This is a genomic window from Bradyrhizobium sp. (genome assembly GCF_035484855.1).
Lineage (GTDB): Bacteria > Pseudomonadota > Alphaproteobacteria > Rhizobiales > Xanthobacteraceae > Bradyrhizobium.
On record NZ_DATHOP010000036.1, the window covers coordinates 113,245 to 127,645 of the forward strand.

Below are 14,401 nucleotides of genomic sequence, written 5' to 3' on the forward strand. Positions count from 1 at the left end.
GCGACCTGGCCACGCCCTGCTGCTTGCAGATTGACCCGACAAGTGCATCGTCAGTAGTATCGATCTTCAGGAACAGTGCAACATGGTCGCTTCAAACCAGGCCGGGATGTCTCCCGACGCGACGTCGGCTCTCGATTACGACGCCATCATCATCGGCGCCGGCATGTCGGGCCTGTATCAGCTCTACCGGCTGCGGGAAGAGGGAATGCGGGTTCGGGTGTTCGAGGCCGGGACCAATGTCGGCGGGACCTGGTACTGGAACCGCTATCCGGGGGCCCGCTTCGATTCGGAGAGCTATTCCTACGGCTATTCCTTCTCCAGGGAATTGCTTGAGGAATGGGACTGGTCCGAGCATTTCGCCGGTCAGCCGGAAACGCTGCGCTACCTCAATCATGTCGCCGACAAATTCGACCTGCGCCGCGATATCCAATTCGAGAGCAGGGTTACCGCGACGATTTACGACGAGGATAGCAGGAGCTGGGACATCGTATTGGAGAGCGGCGACCGCTTCCGGACACGGTTCCTGATCACCGCCATCGGCCCGCTCTCGACCCCGACGCTGCCGCTGATCGAGGGGCGAGATGCGTTCGCCGGAAAATCCTTCCACACCGCGCGGTGGCCGCATCAACCGGTCGATTTCGCCGGCAAACGCGTTGCCGTCATCGGCACCGGTGCCACCGGCGTGCAGACCATCCAGACGATTGCCGGCAGCGTCGGCCGTCTCACCGTATTCCAGCGTACGCCGAACTGGTGTGCGCCGCTTCACAACGGCAAGATCGACGCCGAGACGCAGCAGCGGATCAAGGCCGGCTATCCCGAGATATTCCGCCGATGCAAGGAGACGTTTGCCTGCTTCCTTCACACCCCTGATCCACGCGGAGCTCTCGAGGTATCGGATGAAGAACGCGAAGCGTTTTACGAAAAGCTGTACGCCGAACGCGGCTTTGGCATCTGGCAAGGCAATTTCAGCGACATCCTGACCGACCGCAAGGCAAACGCCACAATCAGCGACTTCGTGGCCCGGAAGATTCGCCAGCGGGTGAAGGATCCTGTTGTCGCAGAGAAGCTGATCCCGAAGAACCACGGCTTCGGCACAAGACGGCTGCCGCTCGAGACTTTCTATTACGAGGTCTACAATCAGGCCAATGTCGAGCTGGTGGACATCACGGAAACGCCGATCGAACGGATCACGCGGAAGGGCATCAAGACCAGCGCGAAGCAATACGAATTCGACATTATTATTTTCGCGACCGGATTCGATGCCATCACCGGCAGTTTCGACAAGATCGATTGCCGTGGTGCCAACGGAGCGACGCTCAAGAGGCATTGGCAGAGCGGGCCGCGGACTTACCTTGGCATCATGGTCGACCAATTTCCCAACATGATGATGCTGATGGGGCCGCATACGGCGCTCGGCAATATTCCCCGGAGCATCGAATACAGCGTCGACTGGGTTACCGGCCTGATCCGCTTCGCGCGGGAGAACAAGCTGACGCGGCTGGAAGCCACGGCAGCCGGCGTGGAATCCTGGACCGATCACGTCAAGGCGCTTGGCGTGGGACTGCTTTCCAATGAAGTCAATTCATGGATGACCGGAATCAATACCAACGTCGAGGGCAAACAGACCCGCATTATCGCGCGCTATAGCGGCAGCGCTCCGGCCTATCGCGAACGATGCGACGAGGTGGCGTCGCAGCGATACCAGGAACTCGCGCTGGCATAGACTGCCCGCGTTGCGATCGCATGCGAGCGCATCACGACGAGACCGGCCGGACAGAATGTCGGCAAGGCGAACGGCTTGCCCTAACGATCTCGTGTACCCGACCCGGCCTAGCGCCCCTTCTGCGGTGCACCGGGAGGGCCTGGACAAAAAATCGCGAAAACAACCCCATGCAAAGTAAAGTGAACCCCGGCTCGCACCACTCTTGCTGCGCTGCGTCCAGGGCAGAGAAGAAAAAGGCCCCAACCTGATCTCATCGCGCGCTAGAGTATCGACTCGCCAGGTTCAGCATTCGTCAGGCGATTTCCTCAACTTCGTTCGCGTGAGCTTCGAGTTCCGCCTGCATTCTGGGACCGATACGCATCGTCGACCGGGTGAAATGCTCCAGCAATGGCACGAGCAGGCGCACGACATGGAGTGGGCCTTCGGGCGGTGTGTAGATGACCCGATAAATCGGCCGGTCAATGACGCGTCGTAGATAGTCCACCGCTACGGCCCATTGAGCGGCCAATGGGGCGGCCGCCGCGGGCCGTTCCGGAATGTCCTCGAACCGGATCGACGGCGTCTTGCTCGAAACGATCCCGATTTGCCGTTTCACGCGGTCGGCTTCCGCGAGGCGATCGTCCCATCTTTCCGGTTCGCGTCCGCCATGCAGGAAGGCCACGCGGCTTTGCGCGACTTCCGTGACCGCGCGCTTCAGCGCCACCCGGCGGTCGTGATGGCATCCCCAACCGCCATTGAAAAAACGGCTTTCGAGGTTGTTCGGGTCGAACAGGAATGCCGCGAAGAACGGGATGCCATGGTCATTGGGGACATAGCGAATCACCAGCCGCAACCCGTTGCGGGCGGCGGTCTCGGTAATTTTGTAGACCTCGCCAGGCAGGCCTTCACCTGTGACCCGGGCGGAGCGGTTGCGGACGAACTCGATCGACCAGATGTCGCGCTCGATCAATTCGTAGAGCGCATGAATGCTGGCTTCCAGCACGCTGTTGCCGGACGCCAGGCCATTGCTCGACGAGCCGTAGAGTGCGGTGCCGACATCGGGCGCCGGATTGAACGCCAGTTCCGCCGGGATCCAGCCCTCGGCGCCGCTTTCCACATCCTGGGCGCGCGCGAGCAGCAAGGCCTGATCGCGAGCGGCGCGACGGCCGAACTTCGGCGCGAATTCGAAGATCGGGTCACGGCCCTCGCCAACGCCTGACAGCTCGGACGGCCAACCCCATCTGGTCTCTATTTGTGCGACGCCTGGCTCCGAGAAGTAGGACTCGATCGCTTCCATATAGGCGCCGACCTCCGATTCGATCGGAAGGCAGCCCTTGCCAAAAGCGTAGGCGTCGGTTGCCGACTGCAGCCGTTCACTGACGAAAACCGGAACGCCAAGGCGATCCATCGCCGTGATATCGCTGACCGCATGGATCCCGGCCAATTTCGCCCAGGCCTTCGCGTGGCGCAGGGTCGTCTGCGGTGGAACGATACGGGTGCTGGTGTGCAATCTTTCCACGCCATTCAACCCCGAAAGTGAAATTACCGCACTCGGGCAAAGCCATCGCCGCGCCGAACACAACCACAGCAGGCCGATCGCTACGCGATCGGCCTTCAGATGCGCGCTTGGTCCTTCTCGGAGAAAGCGCACCCCAAGCCGGCATTGTGGACGGTTTTCGTGCAGGGCATCCCCTGCGTTACCGGCCGCCCAATCTCAAACGCGCTCCTGCCAGCCAAAAAGCCAGCCTGGACCGAGTCCGCCGTCAATTCCGCCGGCGCCGTTTTCTCAGGCGTAGCATCTGGCGCGAATGGCGGGGTCGGGCTTTTTGGGATCGTCAGGATCACACGGCTCATCACCGTCGCCGTCGCCATCGTCCGGATCGCCGTCACCGGGCGGTGTAGAGACACAGTGAACGCCGGCCGCGTCGATGCGGGAGGCGAGAAGTTCTTCCAGTAGCGCGCTTGCTTTCTTCGACATTGTATTCTCCATCATGGGCCAAGATGCACGATTAGACTTCCCAGCGAAGCAATGCTCATATCAATCCGTCGGTATTCACCTCAATGGCTGAAGTAAAATCGGTGCCTTTGAAGATCAGGTGCATTTGACAGGGCATGCAGGGATCGAAGCTCTGAATTGCCCGCACGAGATCAATTCCGTGAAAACTGGCCGGACCGGTCCAGTTGGATTCGATGATCGGTGTATTCAACACGGCCCGCTCGCACGGGCCCAATTCTCCCCAAGGCGTTCGCGGGCCGCCGTTGATGCGCGATGGCACCGATACCTGATAGTTGCTGATCTCCGCGCCGGTGAGAACCGCCCAATGCGCCAGGAAGCCGCGTCCCGCTCCCCCGAAGCCGACGCCGAAGCGCTTTCCGGTTGCGGGAATATCAAAGGGAGTCGCCATGTCTTGTTCGCCGCGCGACAGCAGGTTCCTGGCGCGGTGGTAGTTTTCCAGCGTCACCATCAGGTTGAATGCGACCGCGTAGGCGCGGGCCCGGTTGCGCTCGAAGGCATTCCATATCCGCGGAACCTGCCATTCCAGGCGTTCGCTGGGAAGTTCGCCTGCGGGAACGTGGAGCACCAGGCTGCGGCCGGTGGACATCACGAATTTGCTGAACGGGATCTTTTGCGCCAGCGCGCTGATATAAAGCCGGGCATAGGCGCCGACCTCAAAGGTGTTGCGATTCCACACCGTGGCCGTGGCCCAGCTATACGGCCGCGAACCTGAATTCTTCTCGGGGTTGCGGTTGATCGCCTTGTTCCAGGGGTGATGTTGGCTCAACGGGTTGCCCGCCGGATCCTCACGGTGCGGGTGGCCCTGCCAGGCGTCATAGAAAGAGCGATCGACGAACTCCTCGACGCCGCTGTTGAGCCGGGTCAGATCGGTGGTGATAAGCTTGCCATCGATAACCGCGCCCGGTGTCGACCAGCGCTTCTCGCCCCAGCGGTCGCAATTTTCGTAGGTCGCGTCGTAATATTCCTCGTGATCCCACTGACCGAAGTCGATCATGTTCGCCGGGGCGCGGCCAAGCTCTCGAAAGGCCGGGTCGCACGCATAGAAGAAGTCGAAAACGTCGTCCCAAATCCGTGCGCAGCGCTTGGCGTAATCGATGAAGGGCTCGAGCTTTCGTACGAAGGCATCGAGTTGTTCCATGCAAAGCGTGAGGGAGACGCCGCCTGGGCAGATCGATTCGGAATGCGGATATTTTCCGCCGAGCAGGACATAGGCCGCGCGCGCCGTCCGCATCATACCGAGCGCTTCGACGAAGAGCTTGCCGGAACCCCGGTTCAGGTCCGTCATGATGGCGCCGACGGTCGGGTAGCCATGAATCGCGGCATGAGCGGCAGAGGTGCGTTGCGCCCTGGCCCAGATCTCGGGATTGGTGGCCTTCACCGTGTCCTCGGAATAATCCGGTCCGCACAGGACAAACAGGTGCATCGGGTTGTCGTTCAGGTACTGGCAACTCAGGAGCAGGTTGCGCGCGACGATGGCCAGCGGCGGCGGTCTGATCCCCAGCGCCATCTCCAGGCATTGCGCGGAGGTCGCCGCATGAACGCCGCCGCAAATCCCCGACGCCGTCGAACTGATGAGGCCGGCATCCTGCAGGTCGCGGTTGCGCAGCAAGGATTCATAGCCGCGATAGGTGGTGGCCACGGACCCGACATCCGAAACCTTGCGCCCGGCAAGATCGATGCTGCAATGGAGGGCAAGGCCGCCGCCGATCCGCCGGAACGGATCGGAGCTGTCCGAGGCCTGCACCGTGTTCATGTGCTCGATTTCGGCCAACAGAGCCTCGCCGGGGCCATGGCGGCCTGTCGGACGAGCGGTCGCTCCGGCGACGACGGGCCATTCGCGCTCCGGCAGGATGCCATCCGTCTCGCGGGATGTCGGGAGCGTCAGGCTTGTCATTCTCGGCGTCCCCCAAAATCGCAAAGTAAATGTCTTGCCTTCAAAGTGTTCGCAGGAAAACGGCGGAACACGCCGTCAGAGTACGCCAAGACGAAAGAGTGGATGGAACTCTTGCAACCAGTACGCTAATCACCCTAACATTGTGCTGGATCATGCGCAACAACTCGTGATAACGAATGATGGAGAGTGCGATAAGATCGTTTTAGGTCGCTAAGTTTTCTTGACGCCGGTGAAGCAATCCGTCCGGCGTTTGGATATGGGAAATTGGGGACGATGTACCAAAGCGCGGCCGGCACTGGGGCGATGGGGCTGCGGCACGGCGTCGAGACGGTAGAGATTCGCGTCCGCGGCACCGTGCAGGGCGTCGGTTTCAGACCCACCGTGTGGCGCCTGGCGAGAGAAAACCAACTTGTCGGGCACGTCCTGAACGACAATCGCGGCATCCTCATCAGGGCGACCGGCGAACAGGCGCGCATTGCCCGCTTCTTGAGCTGCCTGGAATCGAATCCCCCGCCGCTGTCGCGCATCGAAAGCCTCGATATCCATCGCCTTGATGAGATCGTGACATTCGAAGGCTTTTCCATTGCCGGCAGCGTTGGCGGCGAAACCCGCACCCAAGTCACCGCCGATGCGGCTACCTGCCCGGCCTGCTGGGCCGAGGTACTCGATCCCCGGGAACGGCGTCACGGCTACCCGTTCACGAATTGCACCCATTGCGGACCGCGCATTTCGATCGTGACCGGCGTGCCCTATGACAGGGCGCGCACGACCATGGCCGCGTTTGGGATGTGCCAGGCGTGCGCAGCCGAGTATCGCGATCCATCGGACCGGCGGTTCCATGCCCAACCGATCGCCTGTCCGGAGTGCGGGCCGAAGCTGTGGCTCGAACCGCTCGACGGCACGATGCCGGCCGATGCGCTGTCGCTCGCACCGCTCGATGCGGCTGTGGGTCAGATCGTGGAAGGCAAGATCCTCGCCATCCGTGGTCTCGGCGGATTTCATCTTGCATGCGATGCAACCAACGCGAGCGCCGTGGAACGGCTTCGCGCACGCAAGCGGCGATTCGGCAAGCCATTTGCGCTGATGGCGCGGGACGAAACCGTGATCCGGCGCTTCGCCGGGATTTCGCCGCGGGAATTGGAACTTTTGCAAAGTCCGGCCGCGCCAATCGTCCTGCTGCGCGCCAATGGGCCTCAGCGTCTGCCCGAGAGCGTCGCGCCAGCGCTCGGTACGCTGGGCTTCATGCTGGCCTATACGCCATTGCACAAGCTGATCCTGGAGAAGTTCGATGTTCCCCTGGTCATGACCAGCGGAAATATCTCCGATGAACCCCAGGTCACCGACAACAGAGAGGTTCGCGCCAAGCTCGGGGGTATTGCCGATAGCGCGCTTCTCCACGACCGCGACATCGCCAACCGGATCGATGATTCCATCGTTCGTGTCATGAGCGGGCGGGCGAGGACTCTTCGACGCGCGCGCGGCTTCGCGCCAAGTCCGATCGCGCTGCCGAAAAGCTTTGCGGACGCGCCGGAAATCCTGGCCTTCGGCGGCGAGTTGAAGTCCACCTTCTGTTTGATCAGGGACGGCGTGGCGATCCCGTCCCAGCATCAGGGGGATCTGGAAGACGTCGCGACATTCGACGACTACCAGAAGAACCTCGAGCTCTATTGCGAACTCTACGGCCATCGGGCGCGTGTCCTGGCGGCCGATATGCATCCTGAATATCTGTCGAGCAAACTGGCCAGGGAGCGCGCTTCGGGCGGCGCCGCCGTGCTGCACGATATCCAGCATCATCATGCCCATATTGCCAGCGCGCTGGCCGAGAACGGCCGAGAGCTCGAGGCTGCGCCGGTGCTCGGCGTGGTGCTGGACGGATTGGGATTTGGCGCCGACGCCACCCTCTGGGGCGGAGAGTTTCTTCGCGCCGATTATTGCGGGTTCCGACGCCTCGCGGCGTTCAAGCCGGTCGCGATGATCGGCGGTGCGCAGGCCATTCGCGAACCCTGGCGCAACACCTACGCGCATCTGGTCGCAGCCTTCGGCTGGGACCAATTCCAGCGCGATTTCGGCGGCCTGGAACTGGCGCGCTATCTCGCCGGCAAGCCGCGCGCAATCATCGATCGCATGCTGGCGACTGGCATCAATGTGCCCGTGGCCAGTTCCTGCGGCCGGCTGTTCGACGCGGCGGCGGCGGCAGCTGGGCTTTGTCCGGAGACCGCGCTGTTCGAAGGCCACGCCGCGATGCTATTCGAAGACCTGATCGATGATCAGGCGCTCGCCGCTGCCAGGTCGCGGGGCTTCTATTCATTCGGCTGCGAGAGGCTGCCGGAGACCGGCTTGGAAATTCTCGAGCCGCGCCCAATGTGGCGCGCCTTGCTGGAAGACCTGCGGTCGGCAACGCCGGTGTCCGTCATTTCCGCGCGGTTTCATCTCGGCCTTGCGATGTCGGTCGCGGATATGGCGGTACGGCTTGCGAGACAATCCGGTGCCGAGCCGATCGATACCGTCGTGCTCACGGGCGGATGCTTCCAGAACAAGACGCTGTTCGAAGCATGCGTCAGCCACATCGAGCAGTGCGGGCTGACCTGTCTTACCCAGTCGCAAGTCCCCATGAATGACGGCGGGCTGGCGCTGGGACAGGCGGCTATCGCAGCAGCCCGCGAGATTGCCGCACGAGCCGCCAGCTGAGGCCGCAAGCCAGGAAATAGGAGCTACGCCATGTGTTTGGGAATTCCAGGCCGGATCGTCAGAATTACGGACGCCGAGCGCAAACTCGCGCTCGTCGATGTGAGCGGCGTACAGCGCGAGGTGAATGTCGCCTGCGTCGTAGAGGATGGGCGACCGGTCGCGGACTGCGTCGGCTATTGGGTTCTGGTCCATGTCGGCTTCGCGATGAGCCGGATCGATGAAGAAGAGGCCGCCGCGACGCTGCGCGTGCTCAACGAACTCGGCGAGGTGCAGCAGGAGCTGGCGGCAATGGCCGGCACGGCGTGAAGTGGATCGCATCATGGCAAGCGACGATAACAATACGCTGAAGTCCCTTTATCCGTTTCTGCACGGCAGGAAGCAGGAGCCGCTTTCGATGAATGCGGCGCTGATGGAGGCGGTTGACGAGAAGGTCGGCCGTCATCGCGACGTCATCGGCGCGTTCTTCGCGAAGAATGGCCAGGCGGTCATCGATACCGCCGGTGCCATTGCCCGCGTGTATCAGCGCGACGGCAGGCTTTTTTCGATGGGCAATGGCGGATCGAGCTGCGACGCGTCGCATGTCGCCGTCGAGTTCCAGCATCCCGTGACCGCCGGTCGCCCGGCTCTGACCGCAATCGATCTGAGCGCCGACCGTACGATGCTGACGGCGGTCGGCAACGATGTCGGCTTCGAACACATCTTTGTCCGCCAGGTCATCGCTCAAGGCAGGGCAGGCGACGGGCTGATCGGCCTATCGACCAGCGGCAATTCCAAGAACCTGGTGAAGGCCTTCATCAAGGCCAAGGAGATGGGGCTGACAACGATCGGGCTCGCCGGAATGAGCGGCGGCGCGATGGCCACGATCGGGCTCGACCACTGCCTGGTCGTGGAAGCGGACAGCATTCACCGCATCCAGGAATGCCACGTGACGATCTATCACATTCTTTGGGACCTGGTGCACTCGCTGCTGGCTGATGACCGCGGCGCGCTGTCGTTCGCGGCGCGCGAATGAGAGAAGGGGAATAGCGTGAAATATGTCGACGAATTCCGGGATCCGGAAAAAGCTCGGACCCTGCTGAAGGAAATCACCGGCCTTTCCGCAAGGCTGCAACGCGGCAAGGCACGCCCCTTGCAGATCATGGAGGTGTGCGGCGGACACACCCATGCGATCTTCCGCTACGGCATCGAAACCATGCTGCCCGACGAGATCGAGCTCGTGCACGGACCGGGCTGCCCGGTCTGCGTGCTGCCGATGGGACGGGTCGATGATTGCGTCAAACTGACGGAAATCCCCGGCCTCATCTTCACCACCTTCGGCGATGCCATGCGCGTTCCCGGATCGAAGAAGAGTCTGCTGCAGGCGAGGAGCGAGGGCGCCGACGTGCGCATGGTCTATTCGCCACTCGATGCGCTACGCATCGCGCAAGAGAATCCGGACAAGGAGGTCGTGTTCTTCGCGCTGGGCTTTGAGACGACCATGCCAAGCACGGCCATGACGGTGCTGCGCGCGGAGGCCGAGGGCACTACGAACTTCTCCCTGTTCTGCAATCACATCACCATTATTCCGACGGTCAAGGCGATCCTCGATTCCCCCGAACTCGAGCTCGACGGTTTTCTGGGGCCTGGTCATGTCAGCATGGTGATCGGTAACGCGCCTTACGAATTCATCGCCGAACAATATGGCAAGCCGATCGTGGTCGCCGGCTTCGAGCCGCTCGATATACTGCACGCGCTCTGGATGGTCCTGAAACAGCTTGATGAAGGACGATCCGAGGTCGAGAACCAGTACGCCCGTGTTGTTCCCAGGGGCGGCAACCCTGTCGCGCTCGATGCCATCGGCAAGGTCTTCGAGCTGCGTGAGTTCTTCGAATGGCGGGGTCTCGGCTCGATCGATCATTCCGGCGTGCGGATGCGCAAACCCTACGAGATCTACGACGCCGAGAAGAAGTTCGCCATCCGCTCCATCAGGATTGCCGACCCGAAATCATGCCAATGCGGCGAAGTCCTCAAGGGAGTGATCAAGCCCTGGGAATGCAAGGTGTTCGGCACGGCCTGCACGCCGGAAACGCCGCTGGGCGCCCTGATGGTGTCGTCCGAAGGCGCCTGCGCCGCCTACTACCAGTTCGGCGACGTGGAGAAAATCCATGCCAAGCGCGCCGAGATCAAGAGCGCCGAAGCCTTGGTGGCGGGGACAAGGTCATGAATGTCGTCCAGCTAGCGCCCGTCTCGCCCACGACCAAGCGTAAATTGGGCCGCATTCACCTCCCCAAGGTCACGATGGCGCACGGCGGCGGCGGCAAGGCCATGCGAGATCTCATCGACGACGTCTTCGTCGCCGCATTCGATAACCCCACACTTTCGACGATGGAGGACCAGGCGCGCTTTCGCCTAGCCGATCTGGCTGCGCATGGTGACCGTCTGGCGATGACGACGGACTCCTATGTGATCCATCCGATACGCTTCCCGGGCGGCGATATCGGCAAGCTTGCGGTTTGCGGCACGATCAACGATCTGGCGGTCGGGGGGGCCAAGCCGCTTTATCTCAGCTGCGCAGTCATCATCGAGGAGGGGCTGGACGTCGATACGCTGCGCGAAATCGCCGGCTCGATGGCCCGCACTGCGGCCGCGGCCGGTGTCTCGATCGTCACCGGCGACACCAAGGTCGTCAACCGGGGGGCCTGCGACAAGCTCTTCATCAACACGACGGGGATCGGCGTCATTCGCGAAGGCGTCGAGCTTGGCGTCGGCCGCGTGCGGCCGGGAGACGCCATCCTGGTGAACGGTCTTTTGGGCGATCATGGCGCGGCCATCCTGAACGCGCGCGGCGACATGGCGCTGTCGACGCCGCTGGAGAGCGATTGTGCCGCCTTGCACGGACTGATCGACACCTTGCTGGCCGCGGCTCCGGGCACACGGTTTCTGCGCGACGCGACGCGCGGCGGCATCGCAACCGTGCTCAACGAAATCGCCGAAGCGTCGCAGATCGGCATCCTGATTCACGAAGAGCGCACGCCGCTGCGCGACGAGGTGCGGGGCTTCTGCGAGATCCTGGGGCTTGATCCGCTCTATCTCGCCAATGAGGGCAAGATCGTTTGCGCGGTGCCGCCGGATCAAGCCGAAGCGGCGCTCGCCGCCATGCGCCACCATCCGCTCGGCCGCGACAGCGCCATCATCGGTCATGCGACCGACGGCCGGCCGGGACGTGTGGTCATGCATACGGTGTTCGGCGGCCGCCGCATCGTCGACATGCTGGTCGGCGAGCAGCTGCCGAGAATTTGCTGACGTCGCCGCGGCAAGCAGCGACCCAAGGACTGGAACAATGCAGAAAGGGTCTCCCATGCAAAGCAATGACGCCGATGCCATCACGCCCGTCGACGCGACGGTCGTCCGCATCAAGGACCGCGGCGAGATCAAGGAGATTGATTACGACGGCGCCATGACCAGGCATATCGGGTCCTTGTGGTGGGGCACGGCGGTCGGCTACCGCGCCATGCAGGCCGCGGCCGAAGCCTTGTCCAGGGATGGGCTGTGGAGTCGTGACGATCTCTACGTCGTCGGCGCTCACCCCGGGCCGGGCGTGCGCGACGCGATCGACTATGTCACCGGCGTCGTCGGGCGCGACCGCTACAAAGTGGTTCTCGAACCGGACTGCGGCATGAAATGCAACAGCTCGATGAAGTTCGAATGGTGGGTGAGCGACGGCCGCAGGACGGCGTTCGTCAAGCTCCGCGAGGATTTCGTGCCGCGTGCGTTCTACGAGCTTTCCGACCGGCTCGGCACTCCCGCGGAGACCAAACAGGACAGGCGGCAGTTCGAGATTTCCAAGGTCACGCTGTCGACACGGATCTGGGCCGCGCCGCTTGGCCGCAACTTCAGCGTCGAGGTGATCGACCGGCCGTTGGCGCCGGGTGAGCTGCCTGCGGCCGTGCTGCGCGACGACTATTGGAGCGACCTCAAGACCAAACAACCCGAAGGCGTCGGCGCCTAGATTCTACAAGTGACAAAGGAGCGAATGATGAAGATCGATGCAAAATCCCGCAAGTTCGTCCTTGCACCGTTGCTGGCGGCGGCCGGTATCGGCGCGGTCGTGTCGTTGGCGCTCTATTCCGACGCCGCGACCAGCAACGCCGCGGCGGCGCAAACGCGGGGCAAGGCGAAGATGTCGAAGCATCGCGAGACGGACGCTCCCGGCGCCTCCGCGGTCAGTTTTCCCGCGCTGAGCTCGACACTGCCGTCCGATCTCCCGCGCGGCGCGACTATCACCGATGCGGCGGTCTTCGCATGGCAGGAGTTCATCGCGCTCAATTGGCCCGCCGCCAAGCAGACCGGCAAATCGGGTTCCAACACGCGCGGCGTGCCGGACAACAGCAAGAGATTTGGTGACGACAGCAGCGGCACCGATCAAGCCAGCCAGCCCGTCGTCTGGGAAACCTACCGCGGCAAGGTCGAGACTTTTCCGGGCGTCGGCGACCCGCCGGGCTACCCCAACGGTCCGTCGCAGGACTATGGGTTCGATGTTGGACCGCAATATGTCTATGGGACCAGGACGACCACGCCCCAGCCATCCGGAAATCCTCCAAAGCTGCAGAACAATCCCGGCGGCTCGCCGCTGGACGTACCACCCTGTCAGAATCCGGCGCAGTCCGTCGTGACGACGCCGTCCTATATAAATCTGGATGAGATCAACGAGATCGGCTTGAACTCGATGTTCGCGGGCAAATTGCCGGCTTCGATCCAGAACCCAACGGCCAAGAACGCCAATGCCGAGCCGCAATTGATCCGGTTCCTGGCCAAGGGCAATCGGACCTTCTACGACTATGTGGCGGCCAATCAGTTCTGGTATCAGGGCGCCGCGTTTGTTGCGGCGAAATCGAATTTCAGCACCGCCGCCGGCAACAACCAATATCCGGCGCCGACGCCCAACATCCAGTTGCCGCCCGGCACCGTCCTGGTGAAGGCGGCCTGGCGGCCGCTGGCGCAGGGCGAAAACGCCTCCGACTTCCATACCAAGACGGTCCGCTTCTATGACCGAAACGGGAACGCCACGACGGCCTGTTATCGCGAGCAGACCTGGGCGCTGATCGCGCTTCACATCATTCAAAAGACGCCGAACCAGCCCGATTTCATCTTCGCCACCTTCGAATATACCGGCAATATCCTGACTGCGGACGGCAAGCCGGTCGAGGACAACAACGGCAAGGAAATCAACGCGCCGCGCGGCGATGCCATGGATCCGCGACTGAACTACTTCGACGTCAACAGCAAGTATTACAGCCCGGACTATCCCAAGGGCATCATTGTGCCGCCGCAGCCACCGGCGCCGACGCCTCCGCCGCCATCACCGCCGGCGGGTGCGACGCTGCCGCTGGTTCAGCTGACCGGACCCTATTGCAAGGTAACGCGGACCAATGACAGGCTTTACTTTCAGGATCTCGACCTCGCCGCCAATCCCATTCCGCCGGCGAATAGCGGGGTCTGCGTGAACAAGCGCTACTTCCCGATCCCGCCGCAAATCCAGCAGGCGAATGAAGCGGCGCATGCCGCGCTCAGGAGCTATGGCGCGCCGGCGCTATGGCAGAATTACAAGCTGCTTAATGTCCAGTGGGAGCCATTCGACATCAGCGAAATTGATACCACCGGAGCCAATACCAGCCGGCTGGTATCGACCTTCAGCCTCGCCAACAGCGTGGTGGAGACGGACAACACGCTGCAGCAGTTCTTCGCCGGGTTGTTCTTTTATCCGCTTGCCAACAACGGCCTCTTCTTCAAATCGGCGTTCGAGATCGATCCGAACACCAGCAAGCCAATCCTTCCTCCAATCGGTCCTGACGCCTTCAATATCTATGGACCGCCCAGCGGCAGCGTTCCGTCGAACCAGTTCACGCGGACCAATATGGGCGGCTGCATGGGTTGCCATGGCCGGGCCCAGCGCGCCGGCACCGATTTCAGCTTCACCCTAGCGGGAGGCCCGGTGAAGGAGCCCGAATTTGCGGTCCCTGCCACCCGCGCCACCCCGACCGCCGCTGCCGTGCGGGACGTTGCGATAGGTTTCGACAAGGAGCGTCTGGAAAAGCTGCACGAGGCTCTTTCCGGACACTGA

At 62.4% G+C, this 14,401-nt stretch carries 11 protein-coding genes; 8 read left to right on the top strand and 3 right to left on the bottom strand.

Going from position 1 to position 14,401, the window contains the following annotated elements; genetic code table 11:
- Positions 1–82 precede the first annotated feature (82 nt).
- On the top strand, positions 83–1,723 hold the full coding sequence (locus tag VK804_RS04915; protein WP_325368426.1) for an NAD(P)/FAD-dependent oxidoreductase: 1,641 nt from the start codon (positions 83–85) through the stop codon (positions 1,721–1,723).
- Between the two features lie 292 nt (positions 1,724–2,015).
- On the opposite strand, the gene VK804_RS04920 is transcribed toward VK804_RS04915, so the two are convergent.
- From VK804_RS04920 to VK804_RS04930, 3 genes are all read right to left on the bottom strand, one after another.
- On the bottom strand, positions 2,016–3,284 hold the full coding sequence (locus VK804_RS04920) for a YcaO-like family protein (protein ID WP_325368428.1): 1,269 nt from the start codon (positions 3,282–3,284) through the stop codon (positions 2,016–2,018).
- Positions 3,285–3,488: 204 nt separating this feature from the next.
- The gene (locus VK804_RS04925; RefSeq protein ID WP_325368430.1) at positions 3,489–3,680 is read right to left on the bottom strand and encodes a hypothetical protein; all 192 of its coding nucleotides are present in this window, start codon (positions 3,678–3,680) and stop codon (positions 3,489–3,491) included.
- Between the two features lie 55 nt (positions 3,681–3,735).
- Complete coding sequence (locus VK804_RS04930) at positions 3,736–5,490, bottom strand: nickel-dependent hydrogenase large subunit (protein ID WP_325368432.1); 1,755 nt, start codon at positions 5,488–5,490, stop codon at positions 3,736–3,738.
- Positions 5,491–5,886: 396 nt separating this feature from the next.
- On the opposite strand from VK804_RS04930, the gene hypF reads away from it, so the two are divergent.
- Genes hypF through VK804_RS04965 form a run of 7 tightly spaced genes read left to right on the top strand, consistent with a single transcriptional unit; the run spans position 5,887 to position 14,401 of the window.
- A complete protein-coding gene (gene hypF / locus VK804_RS04935; protein WP_325368434.1) occupies positions 5,887–8,301 on the top strand; it encodes a carbamoyltransferase HypF in 2,415 nt (804 codons plus the stop codon).
- A gap of 30 nt (positions 8,302–8,331) precedes the next feature.
- Complete coding sequence (locus tag VK804_RS04940) at positions 8,332–8,607, top strand: HypC/HybG/HupF family hydrogenase formation chaperone (RefSeq protein WP_325368436.1); 276 nt, start codon at positions 8,332–8,334, stop codon at positions 8,605–8,607.
- A 13-nt stretch (positions 8,608–8,620) separates the two neighbouring features.
- Positions 8,621–9,313, top strand: coding sequence for an SIS domain-containing protein (locus VK804_RS04945; protein ID WP_325368438.1), 693 nt, complete (start codon positions 8,621–8,623; stop codon positions 9,311–9,313).
- Positions 9,314–9,328: 15 nt separating this feature from the next.
- Complete coding sequence (gene hypD / locus VK804_RS04950; protein ID WP_325368440.1) at positions 9,329–10,504, top strand: hydrogenase formation protein HypD; 1,176 nt, start codon at positions 9,329–9,331, stop codon at positions 10,502–10,504.
- On the top strand, positions 10,501–11,583 hold the full coding sequence (hypE, locus tag VK804_RS04955) for a hydrogenase expression/formation protein HypE (RefSeq protein WP_325368442.1): 1,083 nt from the start codon (positions 10,501–10,503) through the stop codon (positions 11,581–11,583). The genes hypD and hypE overlap by 4 nt, the downstream gene beginning before the upstream one ends.
- 55 nt (positions 11,584–11,638) lie before the next feature.
- The gene (locus VK804_RS04960) at positions 11,639–12,289 is read left to right on the top strand and encodes a hypothetical protein (RefSeq protein WP_325368444.1); all 651 of its coding nucleotides are present in this window, start codon (positions 11,639–11,641) and stop codon (positions 12,287–12,289) included.
- Positions 12,290–12,316: 27 nt separating this feature from the next.
- A complete protein-coding gene (locus VK804_RS04965; RefSeq protein WP_325368446.1) occupies positions 12,317–14,401 on the top strand; it encodes a hypothetical protein in 2,085 nt (694 codons plus the stop codon).